18 protein-coding genes and 1 riboswitch are annotated in these 22,008 nt (G+C 69.8%); of the genes, 9 read left to right on the top strand and 9 right to left on the bottom strand.

The features are described 5' to 3' along the window. Positions 1 to 18: 18 nt before the first annotated feature. From ACIGYR_RS27360 to ACIGYR_RS27345, 4 genes are all read left to right on the top strand, one after another. Positions 19 to 336 (top strand): cupin domain-containing protein, encoded by a 318-nt coding sequence (locus ACIGYR_RS27360; RefSeq protein ID WP_391845891.1) that lies wholly within the window; start codon positions 19 to 21, stop codon positions 334 to 336. Between the two features lie 133 nt (positions 337 to 469). Then, positions 470 to 682, top strand: a complete 213-nt coding sequence (locus tag ACIGYR_RS27355; protein ID WP_399603739.1) for a DUF5326 family protein — start codon at positions 470 to 472, stop codon at positions 680 to 682. A 419-nt stretch (positions 683 to 1,101) separates the two neighbouring features. Beyond that, positions 1,102 to 1,854 (top strand): IclR family transcriptional regulator, encoded by a 753-nt coding sequence (locus ACIGYR_RS27350; protein ID WP_399603741.1) that lies wholly within the window; start codon positions 1,102 to 1,104, stop codon positions 1,852 to 1,854. Positions 1,855 to 1,953: 99 nt separating this feature from the next. After that, positions 1,954 to 2,391 (top strand): SsgA family sporulation/cell division regulator, encoded by a 438-nt coding sequence (locus ACIGYR_RS27345; RefSeq protein ID WP_399603744.1) that lies wholly within the window; start codon positions 1,954 to 1,956, stop codon positions 2,389 to 2,391. Positions 2,392 to 2,482: 91 nt separating this feature from the next. Here the strand turns inward: ACIGYR_RS27345 and ACIGYR_RS27340 are convergent, their stop codons facing one another. Further along, complete coding sequence (locus ACIGYR_RS27340; protein ID WP_399604142.1) at positions 2,483 to 3,904, bottom strand: YibE/F family protein; 1,422 nt, start codon at positions 3,902 to 3,904, stop codon at positions 2,483 to 2,485. A gap of 80 nt (positions 3,905 to 3,984) precedes the next feature. Beyond that, positions 3,985 to 4,162, top strand: a riboswitch (TPP riboswitch). Here ACIGYR_RS27340 and thiC point away from each other — a divergent pair. Beyond that, on the top strand, positions 4,155 to 5,939 hold the full coding sequence (gene thiC / locus ACIGYR_RS27335) for a phosphomethylpyrimidine synthase ThiC (protein ID WP_399603746.1): 1,785 nt from the start codon (positions 4,155 to 4,157) through the stop codon (positions 5,937 to 5,939). It overlaps the preceding riboswitch by 8 nt. Positions 5,940 to 6,141: 202 nt before the next feature. Here the strand turns inward: thiC and ACIGYR_RS27330 are convergent, their stop codons facing one another. From ACIGYR_RS27330 to ACIGYR_RS27320, 3 genes are all read right to left on the bottom strand, one after another. Continuing rightward, positions 6,142 to 7,005 carry a hypothetical protein gene (locus tag ACIGYR_RS27330; RefSeq protein ID WP_399603747.1) on the bottom strand — a complete coding sequence of 288 codons (864 nt, stop codon included), beginning with the start codon at positions 7,003 to 7,005 and terminating at the stop codon, positions 6,142 to 6,144. 180 nt (positions 7,006 to 7,185) lie between these two features. Beyond that, on the bottom strand, positions 7,186 to 8,265 hold the full coding sequence (locus ACIGYR_RS27325) for a metallophosphoesterase (protein ID WP_399603749.1): 1,080 nt from the start codon (positions 8,263 to 8,265) through the stop codon (positions 7,186 to 7,188). 264 nt (positions 8,266 to 8,529) lie between these two features. After that, positions 8,530 to 9,642, bottom strand: coding sequence for a LacI family DNA-binding transcriptional regulator (locus ACIGYR_RS27320; RefSeq protein ID WP_399603751.1), 1,113 nt, complete (start codon positions 9,640 to 9,642; stop codon positions 8,530 to 8,532). 454 nt (positions 9,643 to 10,096) lie between these two features. Between ACIGYR_RS27320 and hisC the strand changes: the two genes are divergently transcribed. Further along, positions 10,097 to 11,176: a histidinol-phosphate transaminase gene (gene hisC, locus ACIGYR_RS27315; protein ID WP_391845877.1), complete on the top strand. Its 1,080-nt coding sequence runs from the start codon at positions 10,097 to 10,099 to the stop codon at positions 11,174 to 11,176. 13 nt (positions 11,177 to 11,189) lie between these two features. Here the strand turns inward: hisC and ACIGYR_RS27310 are convergent, their stop codons facing one another. After that, on the bottom strand, positions 11,190 to 11,567 hold the full coding sequence (locus ACIGYR_RS27310) for a cyclophilin-like fold protein (RefSeq protein WP_399603752.1): 378 nt from the start codon (positions 11,565 to 11,567) through the stop codon (positions 11,190 to 11,192). A 210-nt stretch (positions 11,568 to 11,777) separates the two neighbouring features. On the opposite strand from ACIGYR_RS27310, the gene ACIGYR_RS27305 reads away from it, so the two are divergent. Genes ACIGYR_RS27305 through cydD form a run of 3 tightly spaced genes read left to right on the top strand, consistent with a single transcriptional unit; the run spans position 11,778 to position 17,914 of the window. Beyond that, on the top strand, positions 11,778 to 13,286 hold the full coding sequence (locus tag ACIGYR_RS27305; RefSeq protein ID WP_391845873.1) for a cytochrome ubiquinol oxidase subunit I: 1,509 nt from the start codon (positions 11,778 to 11,780) through the stop codon (positions 13,284 to 13,286). A gap of 15 nt (positions 13,287 to 13,301) precedes the next feature. After that, on the top strand, positions 13,302 to 14,321 hold the full coding sequence (gene cydB, locus ACIGYR_RS27300) for a cytochrome d ubiquinol oxidase subunit II (RefSeq protein ID WP_399603753.1): 1,020 nt from the start codon (positions 13,302 to 13,304) through the stop codon (positions 14,319 to 14,321). Between the two features lie 50 nt (positions 14,322 to 14,371). Beyond that, entirely contained in the window at positions 14,372 to 17,914 is a 3,543-nt protein-coding gene (gene cydD, locus ACIGYR_RS27295; protein ID WP_399603754.1) for a thiol reductant ABC exporter subunit CydD, read from the top strand. A gap of 111 nt (positions 17,915 to 18,025) precedes the next feature. Here the strand turns inward: cydD and ACIGYR_RS27290 are convergent, their stop codons facing one another. The 4 genes from ACIGYR_RS27290 to ACIGYR_RS27275 all read right to left on the bottom strand — a co-directional run bounded on the left by ACIGYR_RS27290 (position 18,026) and on the right by ACIGYR_RS27275 (position 21,987). Beyond that, a complete protein-coding gene (locus ACIGYR_RS27290) occupies positions 18,026 to 18,898 on the bottom strand; it encodes an HAD-IIB family hydrolase (RefSeq protein WP_391845867.1) in 873 nt (290 codons plus the stop codon). A 277-nt stretch (positions 18,899 to 19,175) separates the two neighbouring features. Next, a complete protein-coding gene (locus ACIGYR_RS27285; RefSeq protein ID WP_399603756.1) occupies positions 19,176 to 20,078 on the bottom strand; it encodes an LLM class flavin-dependent oxidoreductase in 903 nt (300 codons plus the stop codon). A 285-nt stretch (positions 20,079 to 20,363) separates the two neighbouring features. Then, the gene (locus ACIGYR_RS27280) at positions 20,364 to 20,912 is read right to left on the bottom strand and encodes an RNA 2'-phosphotransferase (protein ID WP_399603758.1); all 549 of its coding nucleotides are present in this window, start codon (positions 20,910 to 20,912) and stop codon (positions 20,364 to 20,366) included. A 121-nt stretch (positions 20,913 to 21,033) separates the two neighbouring features. After that, entirely contained in the window at positions 21,034 to 21,987 is a 954-nt protein-coding gene (locus ACIGYR_RS27275) for a MerR family transcriptional regulator (protein WP_399603759.1), read from the bottom strand. Between the last annotated feature and the right edge of the window lie 21 nt (positions 21,988 to 22,008).

The raw sequence follows: 22,008 nt of genomic DNA, 5'->3' as shown, positions 1-22,008 counted from the left end.
GCGAGGGCGGCAGCGGCGATGAAGGCATTCCGGTTGGACGACCTGGAGGCGGAACGCGCCGCCAACGAGGGTGCTTACCTGCAGTTCCTGCGCGAGCGGAACATGTCGGTCGGCCTGTACGCCCTTGACGCGGGCGAGCACGACCCGCAGAAGCCGCACCATCAGGACGAGGTGTACGTCGTGGTCAGCGGCCGGGCCTCCATCACGGTGGGCCTGGAGACGACCCAGGTGGCGCGGGGCAGCGTCGTGTACGTGCCCGCCGGTGTCGCCCACAAGTTCCACCACATCAGCGAGGACCTCAGGGTGCTCGTGGTGTTCTCTCCGCCCGAGGCGTGAGGCCGGGCCCCAGGGTTCCCTAGGGGACGGGTCAGGGGAGGACAAGGGACGCCGGGCCCCCGCGGAGGTCCTCCGCGGCCCTAGCATCGAGTGCGGAACACCGACAACGCACGAGAACGTAAAGGACGAGGCGATGCCAGAGATCTTCGCGGGGCTTCCGTGGTGGGTGAAGTGGGTCGCGGTGCCGGTCATCGCCCTGGTCGTGTTCGGCGGCCTGATAGCGAGCGTGGTCGGCTTCGTGATCGGCCTGCTGTTCAAGGCGCTGATCTTCATTGCCCTGGTCGGCGGACTGATCTACGTCGTGCGCAAGTTCATGGGGAACTCCTCGTCACGCAGCGACTGGTGAGGAATGTGGGAACCGGTGCTCGATGACGGGAGGATCGGTTCCCTCGGGGGAGGGAAGTTTCACCGGGAGCCGTCTGCGCGTGGTGGCGGGCGGTTAGAGTCCGGAACTCCCCGCGGGTTTCCGGCACCGTGGGTGGCGCAGCCCCCTCCGTGCTCTTCCCCCGCACGGGCTCCCCCTCGCCCTTCGGGAGTGACCTACCCTTGGCCACGGTTGACACCGCACCGGCAGACCCCCAAGCACCCGCCGCACCACGCTCATGTGCTCCCCCCGTCCCGCGACCGGCTCCCCTGGCCGTCCCCGGCCAGCCGCAGGCCCACGCGGCGGACGGCAAACCCCCGCAAGCCGCGGACCTCCCCGGGTCACGGCCCTCCGTCACCCGGCCGGAACCACAGGCCGCCGATGCGTCGAACTCCACCGCCATGCCCACCGCGACGCTCATCGGATCCGTCCAGCGCGCCATGCGCCTGCTGGAGACCGTCTCCACGCACGTCTACGGCGCCCCCGCAAAACAACTCGCCCGCGAGACCGGCCTCGCCCTGCCCACGACGTACCACCTGTTGCGCACCCTGGTGCACGAGGGCTATCTGCGCCGGGAGAAGGGGCTGTTCTTCCTCGGTGAAGCGGCGGAACGGCTGGGAAGCAGTGGAGCGCGGCAGAAACGTCGCAGCACGGTGGCGGACACGCTCGCACACTGGCGCGATTGCATCGGTGTGCCGGTGTATTACGCGATGTACCAGGACGGTGAGATCGAGGTCATGTGCGTCTCCGACTCCCTTCAGGCACCCGCGGTCCAGGAGTGGGCGGACTTCCGCGAGACCGGCCACGCGCACGCGATCGGCCAGTGTCTGCTCTCCCAGCTGGACGAGGACGCGCGACGCGACCATCTCGCCCGGTACCCCGTGCGGCCCGTCACGCCGTACACGGTGCGGGACAACGACGCACTGCTGCGCCGGCTGGCCCGGACGCGGCGGATGGAGCCGGTGGTGGAGCGTCAGGAGTACGCGGTCGGGACGGTCTGCGCGGCGGTCCCGATCACGGTCGGCACCACCGCGGCCACCGTGGCCATCTCGCTCCCCGCCCACCAGGCCGAACGGCTGCTGCCCGCGGCCCGTCGGCTGCAGGGGGAGATCGGGCGGCATCTGGGGTCGCTCACCTTCTCTATCAGTATCTGAAAACTTACTCCTTGTGATCTGCTGTGCACGTTCAGCAAGATTTGACCACGGTCAGAGGGATCAATCCCGGCCAGTCGACGTCATATGACGGGGTAGGCGATGCGCGAGTCCGTACAGGCAGAAGTCATGATGAGCTTTCTCGTGTCGGAGGAGCTCTCCTTCCGCATCCCGGTGGAGTTGCGCTATGAGACCCGCGATCCGTATGCCGTGCGGCTCACCTTTCATCTCCCCGGCGACGCCCCGGTGACCTGGGCCTTCGGGCGGGAACTGCTGATCGACGGGGTCGGCCGTCCGTGCGGGGAGGGGGATGTGCGCATCGCCCCCGCCGATTCCGAGGTGCTGGGCGAGGTACTGATCAGGCTTCAGGTGGGCGGTGAGAAGGCCCTGTTCCGTTCGTCGGCGCCGCCACTCGTGGCGTTCCTCGACCGCACGGACAAGCTCGTGCCGCTCGGTCAGGAGGGTGCGCTGGCCGACTTCGACGCTGATCTCGACGAGGCTCTGGACCGCATCCTGGCCGAGGAACAGAGCGCCGGCTGAGGCGTTACAGCAGGGCTGCAGGCGCTCCACCATGCATCCGGGAACTGTGCAGGAACGCTTCTTCAGGGAGCGCCGTCCACCGCCGCCGTACTCACCGCTTCCGGCGCCGGCCCCGGCCGCCGCGCGCCGGCGCGGGCTGGGCCCCGGCGGGTGCCGTGGCATCCGGGCCGGCACGGTCGGCCGAGACGACCAGCGCGGCCAGCGCCGTGGTGACCGGGACCGAGGCGACCAGGCCGATCGAGCCCACCAGCGTGCGCACGATCTCCTCGGCCACCAACTCACTGTTGGCCACGGTCCCGACGCTGCTCTGCGCGATCGAGAAGAGCAGCAGCAACGGCAGTGCCGCACCCGCATAGGCGAGCACCAGGGTGTTGACCACGGACGCGATGTGGTCGCGGCCGATACGGATGCCCGCCCGGTACAGCCCGCGCCAGCCCATCGACGGGTTGGCCTCGTGCAGCTCCCAGACGGCCGACGTCTGGGTCACCGTCACGTCGTCCAGGACGCCGAGCGAACCGATGATGACCCCGGCCAGCAGCACACCGCTCATGTCGATCGACGGATACAGGCCGTGGATGAGGCCGGTGTTGTCGTCCGTGTTTCCGGTCAGCGCGGCCCAGCCGATGAACAGAGAGCCGAGCACACCGATCAGCGAGAGGGAGATCAGCGTGCCGAGCACCGCCACCGACGTACGGGCCGACAGACCGTGGCACATGTACAGGGCGATCAGCATGATGGCGCTGGACCCGACCACCGCCACCAGCAGCGGATTGGCCCCCTCCAGGATCGCCGGCAGGATGAAGAACGTCAGCACCAGGAAGCTCACGGCCAGGGCGACCAGGGCCATGACGCCGCGCAGCCGGCCCACCACGACGACGGCCACCGCGAAGATCCCCGCGAGCAGTGCCATCGGGAACTTCCGGTTCACGTCGGTCACCGAGTACTGCAGTTCCTTCGGCGCCGAGGGCTCATAGGCGACCACGACCTTCTCGCCCTCGTGCAGTTGCCGCGTCTGGTCCGGTTGCACGATCTCGGTGAACGTACGGCCCTTGTCCTTGCCGGTGTCGACGCGGACGGTCGCCTTCTTGCAGGTGCCGTCGGCCTGCTGCTGCGCCGAGGTGCCCTCGGCGGTGGAGGTGTCGCCGGTCGGGGGTACGCCGGAGGCGTTCACCGACTTGCAGCTGACCTCGACGACCTGGCTGACCGTGGCCTGCTGGGTCTGCCGGTCGAAGCCGACGCCGGTGCGCTTGTGCGAGGGGGCTTGTCCGGGCCAGAGCACCACGAGGCCGACCAGGGCCGCCGCGGTGAAAGGGACCAGGATCGCGGCGATGACCTTGCGCAGGTGCCGGGAGACGGGAGCGGCGGGACCGTGGCTGTGGCTGTGGCTGTGGCTGTGGTTGTGCCCGGGACCGCCGTTGTCGCCGCCCCGCTGGGCACGGTGGCCGTGCCCGATGCCCTGTTCCGAGCCGTCTCGGCGGGGCGCCTCGGGCGGCTGGTGTGGGTGCTGCTCCATCCTGGTCACCGCCCGATCATCCCAAGAACGGTGGGGGCCCACTGTTCAGCGCGCCACACATGACGCTAGCGTGGAGGCACCTTTGCACACGCGGGAGCTCGGAGCACCGGGCTGAGAGGGCGCTGACCTCCGTAGACGCGATGTTTCACGTGGAACGAGCGCTGTTCCACAGGAAACGTCGACATACGGAAACCGCTGCGTCGACCGCCGAACCTGTTACCGGGTAATGCCGGCGTAGGGAGTAGGTCTCATGACCAACAAGGACGCACGCACGCCTGCCTCCGCTCAGGACGGGAAGCCCCAGGAGGCCGGGAAGTCCATCGGCTGGCACAAGGCATACGTCGGGGGCTCACGCTCCGACCTGCGGGTGCCGGTCCGTCAGGTGCACCTCACCAACGGGCAGTCGGTCACGCTGTACGACACGTCAGGCCCGTACACCGATCCATCCGTCGACACGGACGTCCGCAGGGGCCTGTCGCCGCTGCGGGAGAACTGGATCATTGCCCGTGGCGACACCGAGGAGTACGCGGGCCGTCCGGTCCGTCCCGAGGACGACGGGATCAAGCACACCTCACCGCGCGGCGGGCTGCGGAACCTGGACGCGGTCTTCCCCGGTCGCCCGCGCCAGCCGCGCCGGGGACGCAGCGGCCAGGCGGTGACGCAGCTCGCGTACGCCCGCAGGGGCGAGATCACCCCGGAGATGGAGTTCGTGGCCCTCCGGGAGAACGTTTCGCCCGAGGTGGTCCGCGAGGAGATCGCGGCGGGACGGGCCGTGCTGCCGGCCAACGTCAACCACCCGGAGATCGAGCCGATGATCATCGGCAAGCGGTTCCTGGTGAAGGTCAACGCCAACATCGGCAACTCCGCGGTGACGTCCTCCATCGAGGAGGAGGTCGAGAAGATGACCTGGGCGACCCGCTGGGGCGCCGACACGGTCATGGACCTGTCCACCGGCCGCAACATCCACACCACCCGTGAGTGGGTGCTGCGCAACTCCCCCGTCCCGATCGGCACGGTGCCGCTCTACCAGGCCCTGGAGAAGGTCGACGGCAAGGCCGAGGAACTGACCTGGGAGATCTACAAGGACACCGTCATCGAACAGGCCGAGCAGGGCGTGGACTACATGACCGTCCACGCGGGCGTCCGGCTGCCGTACGTCCCGCTCACCGCCAACCGCAAGACGGGCATCGTCTCGCGCGGCGGCTCGATCATGGCCGCGTGGTGCCTGGCGCACCACAAGGAATCGTTCCTGTACGAGAACTTCGAAGAACTGTGCGAGATCCTCGCCGCCTACGACGTCACGTACTCGCTGGGCGACGGCCTGCGGCCGGGATCGATCGCGGACGCCAACGACGAGGCGCAGTTCGCGGAACTGCGCACGCTCGGGGAACTCAACCAGATCGCCAAGCGTTTCCACGTACAGACGATGATCGAGGGCCCCGGTCACGTCCCGATGCACAAGATCAAGGAGAACATCGACCTTCAGCAGGAGATCTGTGATGAAGCTCCGTTCTATACGCTCGGCCCGCTGACCACGGACATCGCGCCGGCGTACGACCACATCACCTCCGGCATCGGTGCCGCGATGATCGCCTGGTGGGGCACGGCGATGCTCTGCTACGTCACGCCCAAGGAGCACCTGGGCCTGCCCAACCGGGACGACGTCAAGACGGGCGTCATCACCTACAAGATCGCCGCGCATGCGGCGGACCTCGCCAAGGGGCACCCCGGTGCGCAGGAGTGGGACGACGCATTGTCCGACGCCCGCTTCGAGTTCCGGTGGGAGGACCAGTTCAACCTCGCCCTGGACCCGGACACGGCACGGGAGTTCCACGACGAGACGCTGCCGGCCGAGCCCGCCAAGACGGCCCACTTCTGCTCGATGTGCGGCCCGAAGTTCTGCAGCATGAAGATCTCGCAGGACATCCGGCGTGAGCACGGTGGCAGCCGGACCGAGATCGAGGCGGGCATGGCCCAGAAGTCGGAGGAGTTCGCGGCTGCCGGCAACCGGGTGTATCTGCCGATCGCCGACTGAACCCGCATGCGGTGAACTCGCCGTACAGCCGTCGGCTCCGATGGCGGCGGCTGGTGAGGCACTGGGCCGCGGCTCGCGGCCGGCCGGGGTGGTGGCACCACACCGGTTGGCCGCTGGGGGCCGCAGGACGCGCGTACGTCCTGTGCGGTCGGCTCACCTCGTGCGCCGGTGACGCGGCCAGGCTGCTCGGCGCGCGGCCGGGTCACTCGGGCCGGTGCTCCGGGCCGCCGAAGTCCGGGCTCGTGTAGTCGGGGCTGGTGAAGCTCGGCCGGTCGGACGCGGTCCCGTTGTCGGGGCTGCTGAAGCCGGGCCGGTCGTAACCCAGTCGCGGTATGCGGCCGGTCGGGGCGGGCGGGGCCGTAGGGCGCACGACGGCTGTGCCGGGCTCGGCCAGTGCCTCCCGGAGGAAGGGCAGGATGCCGCGCTCCAGCAGAGCGTCCCGCCAGGCATCTCTGGCTCTGGACAGCTCTTCGTTCGCCGTCTCCCGGGCCCGGGCGTCCGCCGTGCTGCTGTTGCGCAGGGCGGTGAGCAGCAGTCCGACGGCGGCGACGAGGATCGCCGCCGCGGTCATGACGCCGAACACCCAGCCGGTGGTGAGCAGGGTCCGGGCGAGGGTGTGCCCGGGGTCCAGCACCTTCAGGATGTAGCCGACGAGCAGGAAGATCGCCGCCGCGGTTCCGGAGAGGACGGGAGCCAGGACGGCGATGACCGCGATGGCGCCCGCGCCGGTGCTCTCGGCGGCTTCCCCGAGGGCGGTGACGAGACCGGTGTCGGCCGAACCGGACTCCGGGACCTCCGAGTTGGTGATGGTCGCCGAAGTGGAGAGCGCCGGGTGGCGCAGTCCGTCACGGATCTCGACGTAGTACTGGTACTCGGTCGCCGCGGCTGCGGTGATCAGGGCGGAGGCGTTGAGCGCCATGGTGCGCAGTTGTTCGGGGTTGAGCCGCTGTCCGACAGCGGCCAGTTCCGGTCGCTGTGGTGCGGAGCGCAGCGCCTCATCGAGGAGCCGCTCGAATTCCTGGCGGTCCTCGCTCTGCAGATGCTGCGGAACGCTGTTCATGTGCATCCCCCGATGCTCCGTAGGGCTTGGCTCGCACGTCGGCGAGCCGTCGGGCAGAAACGGAGGGGAGCCTGCTACGGATAAGCCGATGGTAGAGCCGTGACGGCGCGCGGTGACAGGGGATTGCCGGAAATTGCGTTCCGGCCTGCGTGAACGCAGCCCGGGAGACGTCTGCCCGGCAAACCGTCAGTTATCCAGAGGAAGTTGTTGGACCAGCAGCTTTCCGGCCATGGTCACTCCGCCGTCCATGGCGATGGCGAGCCCGTCGGCGTAGACGTGCGGGCCCTCGACGACCGGGTCGGTGCTCTCTTCGTCGTCCTCGGAGCCGACCTCGCCGAGGAGGTAGGGAATGGGGCTGTGTCCGTGAACGACCCGGGTGCCGCCGTACGTATCGAGGAGGGAACGCACGGCCTCGGCGCCGCCCTCGTCGCGGAAGGAGAAGCGCTTGGTGAACTTGCGGAACAGGTCCCAGACCTCGTCGGCGTCATTGCGGGTCAGAGCCTCGCGGACGGTGTCGTTGACCGCCTCGATAGAGTCGCCGTAGTCGAGGTAGGCGGTGGTGTCGGAGTGAATGAGCAGATAGCCGTCGACCATCTCGACGGCGTCGAGGCGGGCCATCCACTGCAGGTGGTGGTCCTGGAGGCGGTCCATGTCGGTCTTCTGGCCGCCGTTGAGCAGCCAGGCCGCCTGGAAGGTGGCGGTGCCCGCGCCCGAGTTGACGGGCGTGTCGCCGAACCGCTTGGCGCCGAGCAGCAGCAGCTCGTGGTTGCCCATGAGGGCCTTGCAGTAGCCGCCCGCCGCCGCGGCCTCGGCGGACAGCCGCATGACCAGGTCGATGACGCCGATGCCGTCCGGGCCGCGGTCGGTGAAGTCGCCGAGGAACCACAGCCGGGTGGTGCCGGCGCACCACCGGCCCGCGGCGTCGACCAGGCCCTGCTCCTGCAGGGCGGCCACCAGCTCGTCCAGATAGCCGTGGACGTCACCGACGACGTAGAGCGGCCCGGGCCCGGCCGTGGACTGCGGGGCCGGGGCGGCGGGGGCCGGCTCGACGGGGACCTGCACGGTGTCACCGCGGTTGATGACGGGCAGGTCGCGCTGGGTGGGGGTGTAGCCCTCGGGATACGCCTCGTCGGCGGCCGGGAGGGCGTCGCCGGGGTGGGTGCTGCGGACGTACGGGCCGGTCTCGTGGACGTACGCGGGTACCCGGAAGTCGCGCAGCGTCGCCGTCCGCTCCGTCTCGGGTCCCTGACCGGCCCCCTGAGTCATCAGACCCCTCCACCATCGCGCCGCATCTGCACCGCTTCGGACTGCCTGGTCGCAGCGGTCCGCGGTGTCGTGGGCCCATCATAGGAATGCGCGTCGCGCCGTGTGATGACCCAGGGGTAGTGAATCGGAACAAGACTCCAGTTCACTGCGGCTTTCGCCCCGTTTGGGCAGATGTTCGACCAGCTGTCGACCGAACGGGCCCTCGCCCGGCCGACCCCGTGCCGCGCCGGCCGGGCCCCGCACCGGCCGGTGCGGCACGGGGAGCTACTTGTCGTCCGGTGTCCGCGGCGGGCTGACGGTCGTGCGCGGTGGCCGCCGCTGCGAAGAGGTGCGCACGATCAGCTCGGTCGGTATCACCTGCTCGACCGGCTGGTCGGACTCGACGCCCTCGATGGCGTCGATGAGGAGCTGGACGACGGCGGTGCCGATGCGGCGCGGCTTCAGCGAGAGCGTCGTGACGGCCGGCTCGGTGCTGGCGTACACGGTGGACTCGCTGCAGCACACCAGCAGCAGGTCGTCGGGGACGCGGAGGCCGTAGCGGCGGGCGGCGGCGAGCAGGTCGGTGCCGTTGGGGTCGAACAGTCCATAGACGGCGTCGGGCCGGTCCGGGCGCGCGAGCAGCCGGTCGGCGGCGACGGCACCGGCGCACGGGTCGTGCGCCGGGTACGCCTCGTAGACCGGATCCTGGCCGACCCTGTCGCACCAGCGCAGGTAGGCGGTGGTCGACAGGTGGGTGTACGTGTCCGTCGACGTGCCCGTGAGCAGGCCGATGCGGCGGGCGCCGGCGTCGGCGAGGTGGTCGAGAATGCCGAGCACGGCGGCCTCGTGGTCGTTGTCCACCCAGGCGGTGACGGGGAGGGCGCCGGCCGGGCGGCCGTCGGAGACGACCGGCAGCCCCTGCCGGACGAGTTCGCTGACGACCGGGTCCTGGTCGGAGGGGTCGATGACGACCGTGCCGTCCAGGGCGACGTTGGACCAGACGTCATGGCGGGAGGTCGCGGGCAGGATGACCAGGGCGTAGCCGCGCGCGAGCGCGGCCGACGTGGCGGCCCGGGCCATCTCCGCGAAGTAGGCGAACTCCGTGAAGGTGAAAGGTTCATCCCCGTACGTCGTTACGGTCAGACCGATCAGACCCGACTTGCCGGTACGGAGCGTGCGGGCAGCGGCCGAGGGACGGTACCCGAGCCGGTCCGCGACCTCGCGGACGTGACGCCGGGTGGCATCCGGGAGCCGGCCCTTACCGTTGAGGGCGTCGGACACGGTCGTGATGGAGACTCCGGCGGCGGCGGCGACGTCCCTGATGCCCGCCCGACCCGGCCGGCTGCCTCGACGTGAGGTTTCCGCGCGGCTCACCTGGTGCTTCCCTGCTGCTGTCATGGCGAGCCGATAGTAGGGCTCATGCGGTGGGGTAGTGCGGACGCATATGCACGCATTGACAGGCACGTTTCTGCATGGTCATGGAGGGTCAACTCCCTTAGAAAACAAGGAAGTTGACGGATCCAATAGTAAGACGTGACTTGTCGACGCGTAGGGACCTGCCAAGTGCCCGATGTCTCGAAGAGGTCTCAACTCACCTTCACGGGGGACGCGCGCTACGGCGCGAGCCACCGGCGCGTAGATATATGTACGGCGCGCCCCCCGAAACGTACGCCTTCGTACGCCGATGCCCCTGATGCCGATGGGGAACGTGAGATACGCCTCTTCCTCGGGGCGGTCCCCGCGCTCCGGGTCGTCGCGCACCTGTACGCAGCGGCGCCGAATCCTCATAAGGTGAGAAGCATTGGAAGCCGGCGGTGTCGACGGTCCGCCGGTGGTCGCTAGGAGGACTGCGGTGAGCGAGACGAATCCCAGGCTGCGCGCCGAGCTGGAGAGTATCCCCACCTACAAGCCGGGCAAGCCGGCCTCGGCAGGCGGTCCGGTCGCCTACAAGCTGTCCTCCAACGAGAACCCCTACCCGCCGCTGCCGGGCGTGCTGGAGAGCGTGTCCGCGGCGGCCTGCGATGTCAACCGCTACCCGGACATGGCCTGCACCGGGCTGATGAACGAGCTGTCCGACCGCTTCGGCGTGCCGCTCTCCCATCTGGCCACCGGGACCGGCTCGGTGGGTGTCGCCCAGCAGCTGATCCAGGCCACCAGCGGTCCCGGTGACGAGGTGATCTACGCCTGGAGGTCGTTCGAGGCGTACCCGATCATCACGCGGATCAGCGGTGCCCGGTCGGTGCAGGTGCCGCTGACACCGGGAGATGTGCACGACCTGGACGCGATGGCGGACGCGATCACCGACCGGACGCGGCTGATCTTCGTCTGCAACCCCAACAACCCGACCGGCACGGTGGTGCGGCGGCCCGAGCTGGAGCGGTTCCTCGACCGGGTGCCCGGCGATGTGCTGGTGGTGCTGGACGAGGCGTACCGGGAGTTCATCCGCGATCCCGAGGTGCCCGACGGGGTCGAGCTGTACCGGCAGCGGCCCAATGTCTGCGTTCTGCGGACCTTCTCCAAGGCGTACGGGCTGGCGGGCCTGCGCGTCGGATTCGCGATCGCCCATGAGCCGGTGGCTGCGGCGCTGCGCAAGACGGCGGTGCCGTTCGGGGTGAGCCAGCTCGCGCAGGACGCGGCGGTCGCCTCGCTGCGGGCCGAGGACGAGCTGCTGGGCCGGGTCGGCTCGCTGGTGTGCGAGCGCAAGCGCGTGGTCGACACGCTGCGGGCCCAGGGCTGGACGGTGCCGGAGACGCAGGCCAACTTTGTGTGGCTGCGGCTGGGGGAGCGTACGGTCGCGTTCGCGCAGGCCTGTGAGGAGCACGGTGTGGTGGTCCGGCCGTTCCCGGGCGAGGGTGTGCGGGTGACGGTCGGCGAGGACGAGGCGAACGACATCTTCTTGAAGGTGACAGAGGCGTTCCGCAAGGAGCTCTAGCCCGGGGGGAGTGCTACTCCTCGATCAGTTCCACCCGGACGGGGTCGCCGTCTCGTACGGTCGCCAGGAGGCCGGCGTCCCCGTCCAGGCTGCCGAGCACGTTGCACGGGCTCGCGAGGCGGCATTCGTTCCCACGCGAGATCGGCGTGGGGCCGTAGGGCAGGGCGAGTGCGTCGCCGTCCGTCCAGAAGGCCACCGTCCCCGGTTCCACGACCTGACGGGCGTCCGTTTCACGTGAAACGGAGACACCTGTGTCGAAATACACCTCCTCACCCCATGTGTGCGCGGTCGACGTGAGCGGCAGTACCTTGGCGAGGGCCCGCCCGGTCTGCGTGTCTCCGGCGAGCGTCGCGGTGATGTTGCCCGCGGGCCACGAAATACGTATCTGCATGGCGCGCAATTCAACAAGATGTTGAAGTCGCTGCCAAGGTCTTGACGTGTAGGCGAAGGGGGGACCCCCCTTCGACGACCGAAAGTCAGTGCGTCATAATGGCTTGTGAATGTGAACGCGTTCACAAGCGCGTACCGTTTGCTCCCTGTATGTGGGCAATAAAGGGGGCAAACCGCCGCTGTATCACGGCGTAGTAAGGAGAGTGACGACGTGGACCTGGCTTTGGCGCCGGAAACACTGGCGCGCTGGCAGTTCGGCATCACCACCGTCTACCACTTCCTGTTCGTCCCGCTGACGATCTCCCTGGCCGCACTGACGGCCGGGCTGCAGACGGCCTGGGTGCGCACGGAGAAGGAGAAGTACCTCAGGGCGACGAAGTTCTGGGGCAAGCTCTTCCTGATCAACATCGCGATGGGTGTGGTCACCGGCATCGTGCAGGAGTTCCAGTTCGGCATGAACTGGTCGGACTACTCCCGCTTCGTCGGTGACATCTTCGGTGCGCCACTCGCCTTCGAGGCGTTGATCGCGTTCTTCTTCGAGTCCACGTTCATCGGTCTGTGGATCTTCGGCTGGGACAAGCTGCCCAAGAAGATCCATCTGGCCTGCATCTGGATGGTCTCGATCGGCACGATCCTGTCGGCGTACTTCATCCTCGCGGCCAACTCCTGGATGCAGCACCCGGTCGGCTACAAGATCGACAAGGCCAGGGGGCGGGCCGAGCTGACCGACTTCTGGGCCGTGCTGACCCAGAACACAGCCCTCAGCCAGGCCTTCCACACCCTCTCGGCGGCCTTTCTGACCGGCGGCGCCTTCATGGTGGGCATCTCCGCCTACCACCTGGCCCGCAAGAAGCACATCCGCGAGATGAAGACCTCGCTGCGGCTCGGCCTGATCACCGTGGTCATCGCCGGAATGCTCACCGCGATCAGTGGCGACACCCTCGGCAAGGTCATGTTCAAGCAGCAGCCGATGAAGATGGCCGCCGCAGAGGCACTGTGGGACGGCCAGAAGCCGGCCCCGTTCTCGATCTTCGCCTACGGCGACGTGGAGAAGGGCCACAACACCGTGGCCGTCGAGATACCGGGCCTGCTGTCCTTCCTCGCCGACGACAACTTCAGCTCCTACGTCCCCGGCATCAACGACGTCAACAAGGCCGAGCAGCAGAAGTTCGGACCGGGCGACTACCGGCCCAACATCCCCGTCGCCTTCTGGGGCTTCCGCTGGATGATCGGCTTCGGCATGGCTTCCTTCGCGATCGGGCTGGCCGGCCTCTGGCTGACCCGGAAGAAGTTCATGCTGCCGCAGCACCTGAGGGTCGGCGACGACGAGGTGCCGCACCTGGTGCTGTTCAAGAGCGAGGCGCTCAGCCCGAAGCTCACTGCTTGGTACTGGCGCATCGCGACCTGGACGATGGCCTTCCCGCTGATCGCCAACTCCTGGGGCTGGATCTTCACCGAGATGGGCCGCCAGCCCTGGGTCGTCTATGGCGTCCTGCAGACCCGGGACGCGGTCTCCCCCGGTGTCTCCCAGGGCGAGGTCCTCACCTCGATGGCCGTCTTCACCGCGCTGTACGCGATCCTCGCCGTGGTCGAGGTCAAGCTGCTCGCGAAGTACGTCAAGGCCGGTCCGCCCGAGCTGACCGAGGCCGACCTCAATCCGCCCACGAAGATCGGCGGCGACACCCGTGACGCCGACAAGCCGATGGCCTTCTCGTACTAGGCCGGGGGAACAGTCATGGAACTTCACGACGTCTGGTTCGTCCTGATCGCCGTCCTGTGGACGGGCTACTTCTTCCTGGAGGGCTTCGACTTCGGAGTCGGCATCCTCACCAAGCTGCTGGCCCGCGACCGGCCCGAGCGCCGGGTGCTGATCAACACCATCGGCCCGGTCTGGGACGGCAACGAGGTGTGGCTGCTCACCGCGGGTGGCGCGACCTTCGCCGCCTTCCCGGAGTGGTACGCCACCCTCTTCTCCGGCTTCTACCTGCCGTTGCTGGTCATCCTGGTCTGCCTGATCGTCCGGGGCGTCGCCTTCGAGTACCGGGCCAAGCGGCCGGAGGAGAACTGGCAGCGCAACTGGGAAACGGCGATCTTCTGGACCTCGCTGCTTCCGGCGTTCCTATGGGGCGTGGCCTTCGGGAACATCGTGCGAGGCGTGAAGATCGACCAGAACTTCGAGTACGTCGGCAGCGTCGGGGACCTGTTCAACCCCTACGCCCTGCTCGGCGGACTGGTGACACTCACCCTGTTCACCTTCCACGGGGCGGTGTTCACGGCGCTGAAGACGGTCGGGGATATCCGGGTGCGGGCACGCCAGCTGGCCCGGTGGGTCGGCCTGGTCGCCGCCGTCGTGGCGCTCGCGTTCCTGTGGTGGACACAGGCCGACACGGGCAACGGCAAGAGCCTGGTGGCCCTGGTCGCTGCCGTCGTAGCCCTCGTGGCCGCTCTGGTGGCGAACCAGGCAGGGCGGGAGGGATGGTCGTTCGCCCTCTCCGGCGTCACGATCGTGGCCACGGTGGCGATGCTCTTCCTCTCGCTCTTCCCGAACGTCATGCCGTCCACCTTGAACGGGGACTGGAGTCTGACGGTCACCAACGCCTCGTCGAGCCCGTACACCCTGAAGATCATGACGTGGTTGGCGGCGATCGCGACACCGCTCGTCCTGCTCTACCAGGGCTGGACCTACTGGGTGTTCCGCAAGCGGATCGGGACGCAGCACATCGCTCCTGACGCTGCTGCCGGCGCCGCGCACTGAGTCCGCCGAGGGTGTGTTTCACGTGAAACACACCCTCTGGACCGAAGGGCATGTTTCACGTGAAACCGATCGATCCCCGCCTTCTGCGATACGCCCGTGCCACCCGTCTCTTCCTCGTGGCCGTCGTCGGCCTGGGGGCCGTCGGTGCCGGCCTGGTCATCGCTCAGGCGATGCTTGTCGCCGAGGTCGTCGTCGGAGCGTTCCAGCACGGGCAGTCGGCCGCTGACCTGCGCACTCCCCTCTCGTTGTTGGCTGCCGTGGCCGTGGGGCGAGCGCTTGTGGCGTGGCTCACGGAACGTGCCGCGCACCGCGCGAGCGCGGCCGTGAAGTCGGAGCTGCGTGGGCGGCTTCTGGACCGGGCGGCGGCGCTCGGTCCCGGGTGGCTGAGCGGACAGCGGACCGGTTCGCTGGTCACGCTGGCCACGCGCGGGGTGGATGCCCTGGACGACTACTTCTCGCGTTACCTCCCGCAATTGGGACTCGCCGTCGTCGTGCCGGTGGCGGTGCTGGCGCGGATCGTCACCGAGGACTGGGTGTCGGCAGCGATCATCGTCGGCACCCTTCCGCTGATTCCGCTCTTCATGATGCTGATCGGCTGGGCGACCCAGTCCCGGATGGACCGTCAGTGGCGGCTGCTGTCACGGCTGTCCGGCCACTTCCTGGACGTGGTCGCGGGGCTGCCCACGCTCAAGGTGTTCGGCCGGGCCAAGGCGCAGGCCGCGTCCATCCGCCGGATCACCGGCGAGTACCGGCAGGCCACCCTGCGGACGCTGCGCATCGCCTTTCTCTCGTCGTTCGCGCTGGAGCTGCTGGCCACGCTGTCGGTCGCGCTGGTCGCCGTGACGATCGGGATGCGGCTGGTCCATGGCGACATGGACCTGTACATCGGTCTGGTGATTCTGGTGCTGGCGCCGGAGGCGTATCTGCCACTGCGGCAGGTGGGCGCGCAGTACCACGCGGCGGCGGAGGGACTTGCCGCGGCGGAGGAGATCTTCACCGTGCTGGAGACGGCGGTGCCGGTGTCCGGTGCGGACACGGTGCCTGCCGGGGGCGTGATCTTCGAAGGGGTCAGCGTGCGCTATCCGGGGCGTTCCTCGGATGCGGTGACCGGGGTGTCGTTCAGTGTCGAGCCCGGTGAGACCGTTGCGCTGGTCGGGCCGAGCGGGGCGGGCAAGTCGACGCTGCTGAGCGTGTTGCTGGGGTTCGTGCGGCCCACCGAGGGGCGGGTGCGGATCGGGGGAGCCGATCTCGCCGGACTCGACCTTGCGGAGTGGCGGTCGCGGATCGCGTGGGTGCCGCAGAGGCCGCATCTGTACGCCGGGAGCATTGCGGAGAACGTACGGCTGGCTCGGCCCGGGGCCGACGACGCAGCCGTGCGCCGGGCTCTGCGGGACGCGGGGGCGCTGGAGTTCGTGGCGGGGTTGCCGGAAGGGGTCGAGACCGTCCTCGGGGAGGACGGGGCGGGGCTGTCGGCGGGACAGCGGCAGCGGCTTGCGCTGGCCCGGGCGTTTCTCGCGGATCGGCCTGTGCTGTTGCTGGATGAGCCGACGGCTGCGTTGGACGGGGCGACGGAGGGGGACGTCGTGGCGGCGGTGCGCAGGCTTGCCGCCGGGCGCACGGTGTTGCTCGTCGTGCACCGGCCTGCGCTGTTGGGGGTGGCCGACAGGGTGGTACGGCTGGCGGGTGCCGAGCCCGTGACGTACCCGGTGCACAGGCGGCCGTCCAGGGAGCTGCGTCCCCTGGACCCCCGGCCTCGCCCGGCCGTCACCCGGCTCGGTGGGCCGAGTGGTGGGCCGACAGGGTCGCGGCTCCGTGGGCTGGATGGTGGGTCCGCCGTGTGGGGGCGGGGCGTGTTGGGGCGGGTCCGGGGGCTTGGTGGGGGGTCGCGTGCGCGGCTGGTGGGCGCCCTGGTGCTGGGCGGTCTGGCGCTGGGGAGCGCTGTCGGGCTGATGGCGACCTCCGGCTGGCTCATCTCGCGGGCCTCGCAGCAGCCGCCGGTGCTCTATCTGATGGTGGCCGTGACCGCGACCCGGGCCTTCGGGATCGGGCGGGCCGTCTTCCGGTATGCCGAACGGCTGGTGTCGCACGACGCCGTCCTGCGGATGCTGGCCGACACCCGGGTCGCGGTGTACCGGCGTCTGGAGCGCCTGGCTCCCGCGGGACTGCGCGGTGCCCGGCGCGGCGATCTGCTCACCCGGCTGGTCGCGGACGTGGACGCCTTCCAGGACTACTGGCTGCGCTGGCTGTTGCCCGCCGGAGCCGCCCTCGCCGTCTCCGCCGCATCCGTCGGTTTCACGGCCTGGCTGCTGCCCGAGGCCGGTACCGCCCTCGCCGCGGGCCTGCTGGCGGCGGGTGTCGGTGTCCCCCTGCTGACCGCGACCGCGGCCCGGCGGACCGAGCGCCGGCTGGCGCCCGCCCGGGGAGTACTCGCGACCCGCGTGACCGACCTGCTCACCGGCACCGCCGAGCTGACCGTCGCCGGTGCGCTGCCGGCCCGTACGGACGCGGCCCGGCGGGCCGACGGCACCCTCACCCGGATCGCCGCCCGCTCCGCCGCCGTCACCGGGCTCGGGGACGGGCTGACCGCGCTGATCTCCGGGCTGACCGTCACGGTCACCGCGCTGATCGGGGCCCAGGCGGTGGCGGCCGGCCGGCTGGACGGCGTGGCGATGGCCGTCGTCGTGCTGACTCCGCTGGCCGCCTTCGAGGCCGTACTGGGGTTGCCGCTGGCCGTGCGGCACCGGCAGCGGGTGCGGCGCAGCGCGGAGCGCGTGTACGAGATCCTGGACGCTCCCGAGCCCGTGCGCGAGCCCGAGTCCCCCCGGCGGGCACCGGCCTCGCCGTTCCCGGTGGTCGTCAAGGGCGTGGTCGCGCGCTACGCGGGGCAGCGGCAGGATGCGCTCGACGGGCTGGACCTGACGCTGGAGCAGGGACGCCGCATCGCCGTGGTGGGGACGTCCGGTTCCGGCAAGACGACCCTCGCGCAGGTGCTGCTGCGGTTCCTGGATCCGGAGGCGGGCACCTACACGCTCGCCGGTGTGGACGCCTGCGCCCTGGCGGGGGACGACGTGCGGCGGCTCATGGGGCTGTGCGCCCAGGACGCGCATCTCTTCGACAGCTCGGTGCGCGAGAACCTGCTGTTGGCCAGGAAGGACGCCACCGAGGGCGCTCTGCGCGACGCGTTGGCCCAGGCCCGGCTGCTGGACTGGGTGGACTCGCTGCCCGACGGCCTGGACACGCTCGTCGGCGAGCACGGAGCACGGCTGTCCGGTGGGCAGCGGCAACGGCTGGCGCTGGCCCGCGCGTTGCTGGCCGGCTTCCCCGTGCTGGTCCTGGACGAGCCCGCCGAGCACCTGGACCTGCCGACGGCGGACGCGCTGACCGCCGATCTGCTGGCCGCCACGCGGGGCCGGACGACGCTGCTGATCACCCACCGGCTCGCCGGGCTCGACGCGGTGGACGAGGTGATCGTGCTCGACGCGGGCCGAGTGGTGCAGAGGGGCCCGTACGAGCGGTTGATGGCGGAGGACGGGCCACTGCGGGAGATGGCGCGGCGGGAGGCCGAGACGGAGTCGCTGGCCGGGGTGCGGTGAACCTCGCGCGAGCCTTTGGGCCACCCCTCGTGCAAGCCTCCGGGCACCCCCTTGTGTGAGCCTTCGGGCAACAGCCCCTCGGTGCTTCGTGCTCCGGTGAGAGCGGTGCGCCTACGGCACCTGGTTCGCGAGGAGTTGTTCGATCACCACCGCCACACCGTCGTCGTTGTTGGCGACCGTACGGCCGGACGCGGCGGCGATGACGTCCGGATGGGCGTTGCCCATCGCGTACGACTGGCCGGCCCAGGTCAGCATCTCGACGTCGTTGGGCATGTCACCGAAGGCCACGACCTCCTCATGGGAGATGCCGCGCTCGGCGCAGCACAGGGCGAGGGTGCTGGCCTTGGAGACGTCCGGGCCACTGAGCTCCAGCAGGGCGCTGGGGCTGGAGCGCGTGACGTTGGCGTGGCCGCCGATCGCGAGGCGGGCCAGGGTGAGGAAGGCGTCGGGGTCGAGGGAGGGGTGGTAGGCGAGGATCTTGAGCACGGGCTGGTCGGCGTCCGGACCGTCGGGCGCGAGCAGTTCCTCGGCGGGCAGGCGGTTGTCGGGTATCTCCATGTGCAGCTTGGGATAGTCCGGCTCCTGGTGGAAGCCGTACGTCTGCTCCACCGCGAACACCGTGCCGGGTGCCGCCTCGCGCAGCAGGTGTACGGAGTCGAGGGCGTTCCCCCGGGCCAGCTCGCGGACCTTCACGAACCGGTGGGCGCCGGGGCCGCCGTGCAGGTCGACCACCGCGGCGCCGTTACCGCAGATCGCCAGGCCGTGGCCGTGGACGTGGTCGCTGACCACGTCCATCCAGCGGGCCGGCCGGCCGGTGACGAAGAAGACCTCGATCCCGGCCTCCTCGGCGGCGGCCAACGCGGCGACGGTCCGCGCGGAGACGGACTTGTCGTCGCGCAGCAGAGTGCCGTCCAGGTCGGTGGCGATCAGCCGCGCGGGCAGGGCGGCGGCAGGGGTCCCGGGCTGTCTGGTCGCAGAGGTCACCCGGTCATTCTCGCGCAGGCGTCCGCACGACCGTGCGGCGGTCCGCACAGATGAGGTGCAGCTGACGGACAGATGGGACACAGGTGACCTCAGGGGTGGGCCACGGCGCCGGCCACAGAGGTGATCCCGCGGGTGGTGCACAGCACGTGCGACGCAGGTGACGCGCTGACCGGGACACGGAACGCGGCGCCGCCGGTACCCGGAACGCGGCGCCCGCGACACGTGAGATGCGGCACCCGGCGACAGACACGCCGCGGTGCCGCTCTGGCTCAGGGGTTCAGCCCAGCTGGGCGACGGCCTCCATGGCGATCCGCTCGAACACCTTCTCGTCCGCGGCGAAGTCGGAGTCCGGGATGGGCCAGTGGATGACGATCTCCGTGAAGCCCAGCTCGCGGTGGCGGCCGGCGAACTCCACGAAGGCGTCCAGGGACGTCAGCGGTCGGCCGCGGTCCGGGGTGAAGCCGGTGAGCAGGACCTTGTCCAGCTCGGCCGTGTCCCGCCCGGCGGCTTCGCACGCCTCGGACAGCTTGCCGATCTGCCCCCGCAGGGCTTCGACGGACTGCTCCGGCGTGCCGGTCTCGTACAGCTTCGGGTCGCCGGTGGTCACCCATGCCTGGCCGTACCGCGCGGCGAGCTTCAGGCCGCGCGGGCCGGTCGCCGCCACCGCGAACGGAAGCCGGGGACGCTGTACACAGCCCGGTATGTTGCGGGCCTCGTGCGCCGAGTAGTACCGCCCCTCGTGCGTCACCGTGTCCTCGCTGAGCAGCCGGTCGAGCAGGGGCACGAACTCGGCGAGGCGGTCGGCGCGCTCACGGGGGGTCCAGGGCTCCTGGCCGAGGGCGGTCGCGTCGAAACCGGTGCCGCCGGCGCCGATGCCGAGGGTGATCCGGCCGCCGGAGATGTCGTCCAGGGAGATCAGTTCCTTGGCCAGGGTCACCGGGTGGCGGAAGTTCGGCGAGGTGACCAGCGTGCCGAGGCGCAGCCGGTCGGTGGCCGCCGCAGCTGCCGTCAGCGTCGGTATCGCGCCGAACCAGGGGCCGTCACGGAAGCTGCGCCAGGAGAGGTGGTCGTAGGTGTACGCCGTGTGGAAGCCGAGCTGCTCGGCGCGCACCCAGGCCGAACGGGCGCCTTCATGCCAGCGGCGGTACGGAAGGATCACGGTGCTCAGACGCAGACTCATGCGTCCGAGCGTAAGCGCCCGGCTGACAACGGACGAAACGGTCACCGAACGCGGCCGACCGGAGCCGCGGAGTGAGTGCGGGAGGGGGCGCGGGACGGAGGGGCACGTATCGACGTGCGCTTCTCACCGGCGGGACATCGGTGTGTCTTCTCAGCGGTGAGTCGCCGGTGCGCCTTCTGAGCGGCGGGTCATCGGTGTGCCCTCTGCGCGACGGGTCGCCGGTGCGCCCTTTCAGAGGTGAGTCGTCGGTGCGCCTTCTGAGCGGCGGGTCGTCGGCGTGCCCTTTCAGCGGGGGCCGGGAAAGCGCAGGTAGTGCGGGGGGACCGCGGCTGTCAGCCAGACGCCGTTGGCGCTGACGTGGAACACGTGTCCGTCGCGGTGCATGGCGCCGGAGTCGACGCCCAGCACCACCGGGCGGCCCCGGCGGGCGCCGACGCGGGTGGCGGTCTCCCGGTCCGCGGAGAGGTGGACGGCGTGCCGGGCCATGGGGCGCAGGCCCTCCGCGTGGATCGCGGCCAGGTGAGGGGCGACCGTCCCGTGGTAGAGGTACGGCGGTGGGGTCGCCGGGGGCAGGCCGAGGTCGACCTCGATGCTGTGCCCCTGGCTGGCCCGGATCCTGTTGCCGTCGATCACGAAGCGCTGTTTGTCGTTCGTGGCGACGACGTGGTCCAGCTCCTCGCGCGTGAACCGGAAGCCATGGGCAGTGGCCGCGGTGATCAGCGTGTCGATCTCCACCCAGCCGCCGGAGTCCGGTGTGAGCCCGATGCGCTCGGGCTGGTGGCGCAGGTGTCTGGAAAGATATTTGGACACCTTCACGGTACGTCGTTCATCCATGGGACCAGCGTGCGGGAGAGACGCGGATCACGCAGCTTGTTTTCGACCGGAGGTTTGGTCCACAACCAAGTGTGGTTATCCACAGGGCACTTGGCGAAGTTGTGGACAATGGGCCTGTCTTCTAAGGCGTTTCATGAACACCTGTGCGCTTACGGGGTGGTTCAGCAAGAGCGTCCAGGGCTCTTGCCCGTACCTCCCGTTCGGCCGCCAGCGTGAAGAAGTCCGAAACACGCTCCCGCCCAACCAGCCTTTCCACAGCGTCGATCGTGTCCGCGGGCAGCGACACGTTCCGAGTGCCGGCGGGCGGTCGGTGTGGTCGCTGTGCGACGAGTTGGGTGCGCAGGTGCCGGGTGGCCAACGCGTGCATGGCACGCGCCAGTTCGGCGTCCACCGTCTGCTGGGCGAGGGGACGCAGGCGGCGAACCAGCTCGGCCGCCTCGGCAGCGTGGGCGTCCGTGCGACTGTCCGGGTCGGCCAGGTAGCGCGCGAAGACGTATTCAGTGGTGAACTCCAGGAAACGGGCCGCGATGTGCTCGACCTGGCCCCTCAACTCCCTGAGATGGACGGAGATCGCCGACAGCGGGACACCCGCTGCGTGCAACTCCGCTGCCACGGCCAGCTCTTGGGGGCTCGGCACCAGGAACGTGTCCGGGTCGCCGGTGACCGGTTGCAGCACGCCGAGGTCGACCGCCTCGGCCACGGCGTCGTCGTCGGGCGTGCCGCCGAAGCGGGCCTCCAGCTCGGCGCGGGTGACACACTCGGGCTGTTCGTCCGTCCACGGGCCCTCCACCTCGGTGACCAGACCGAGGATGCCGGCCAGGCCGCGGCCGGTGTCCCAGGCGTCCAGGACCTCCTTGATCGAGGCCAGGGTGTAGCCACGGTCGAGGAGGTGGGCGATCTGGTGCAGCCGGGTGACGTGGACGTCAAAATAGAGATTGGCCCGGCCCTGGCGTTCGGGGCGGGGGAGCAGGCCGCGGTCCTGGTAGGCGCGGATGGTCCTGACCGTGGTGCCGGTGTGGTGGGCGAGATCCTCGATGCGGTAGGTGTGCCGCGCCGGGAGGTCGGGGTCGGGCATGGTGGTGTTCCCTTGTCTGGT

This window comes from Streptomyces sp. NPDC053076 (genome assembly GCF_044546845.1).
Taxonomy (GTDB): domain Bacteria; phylum Actinomycetota; class Actinomycetes; order Streptomycetales; family Streptomycetaceae; genus Streptomyces.
This window is presented reverse-complemented; position numbering and strand designations above follow the sequence as displayed.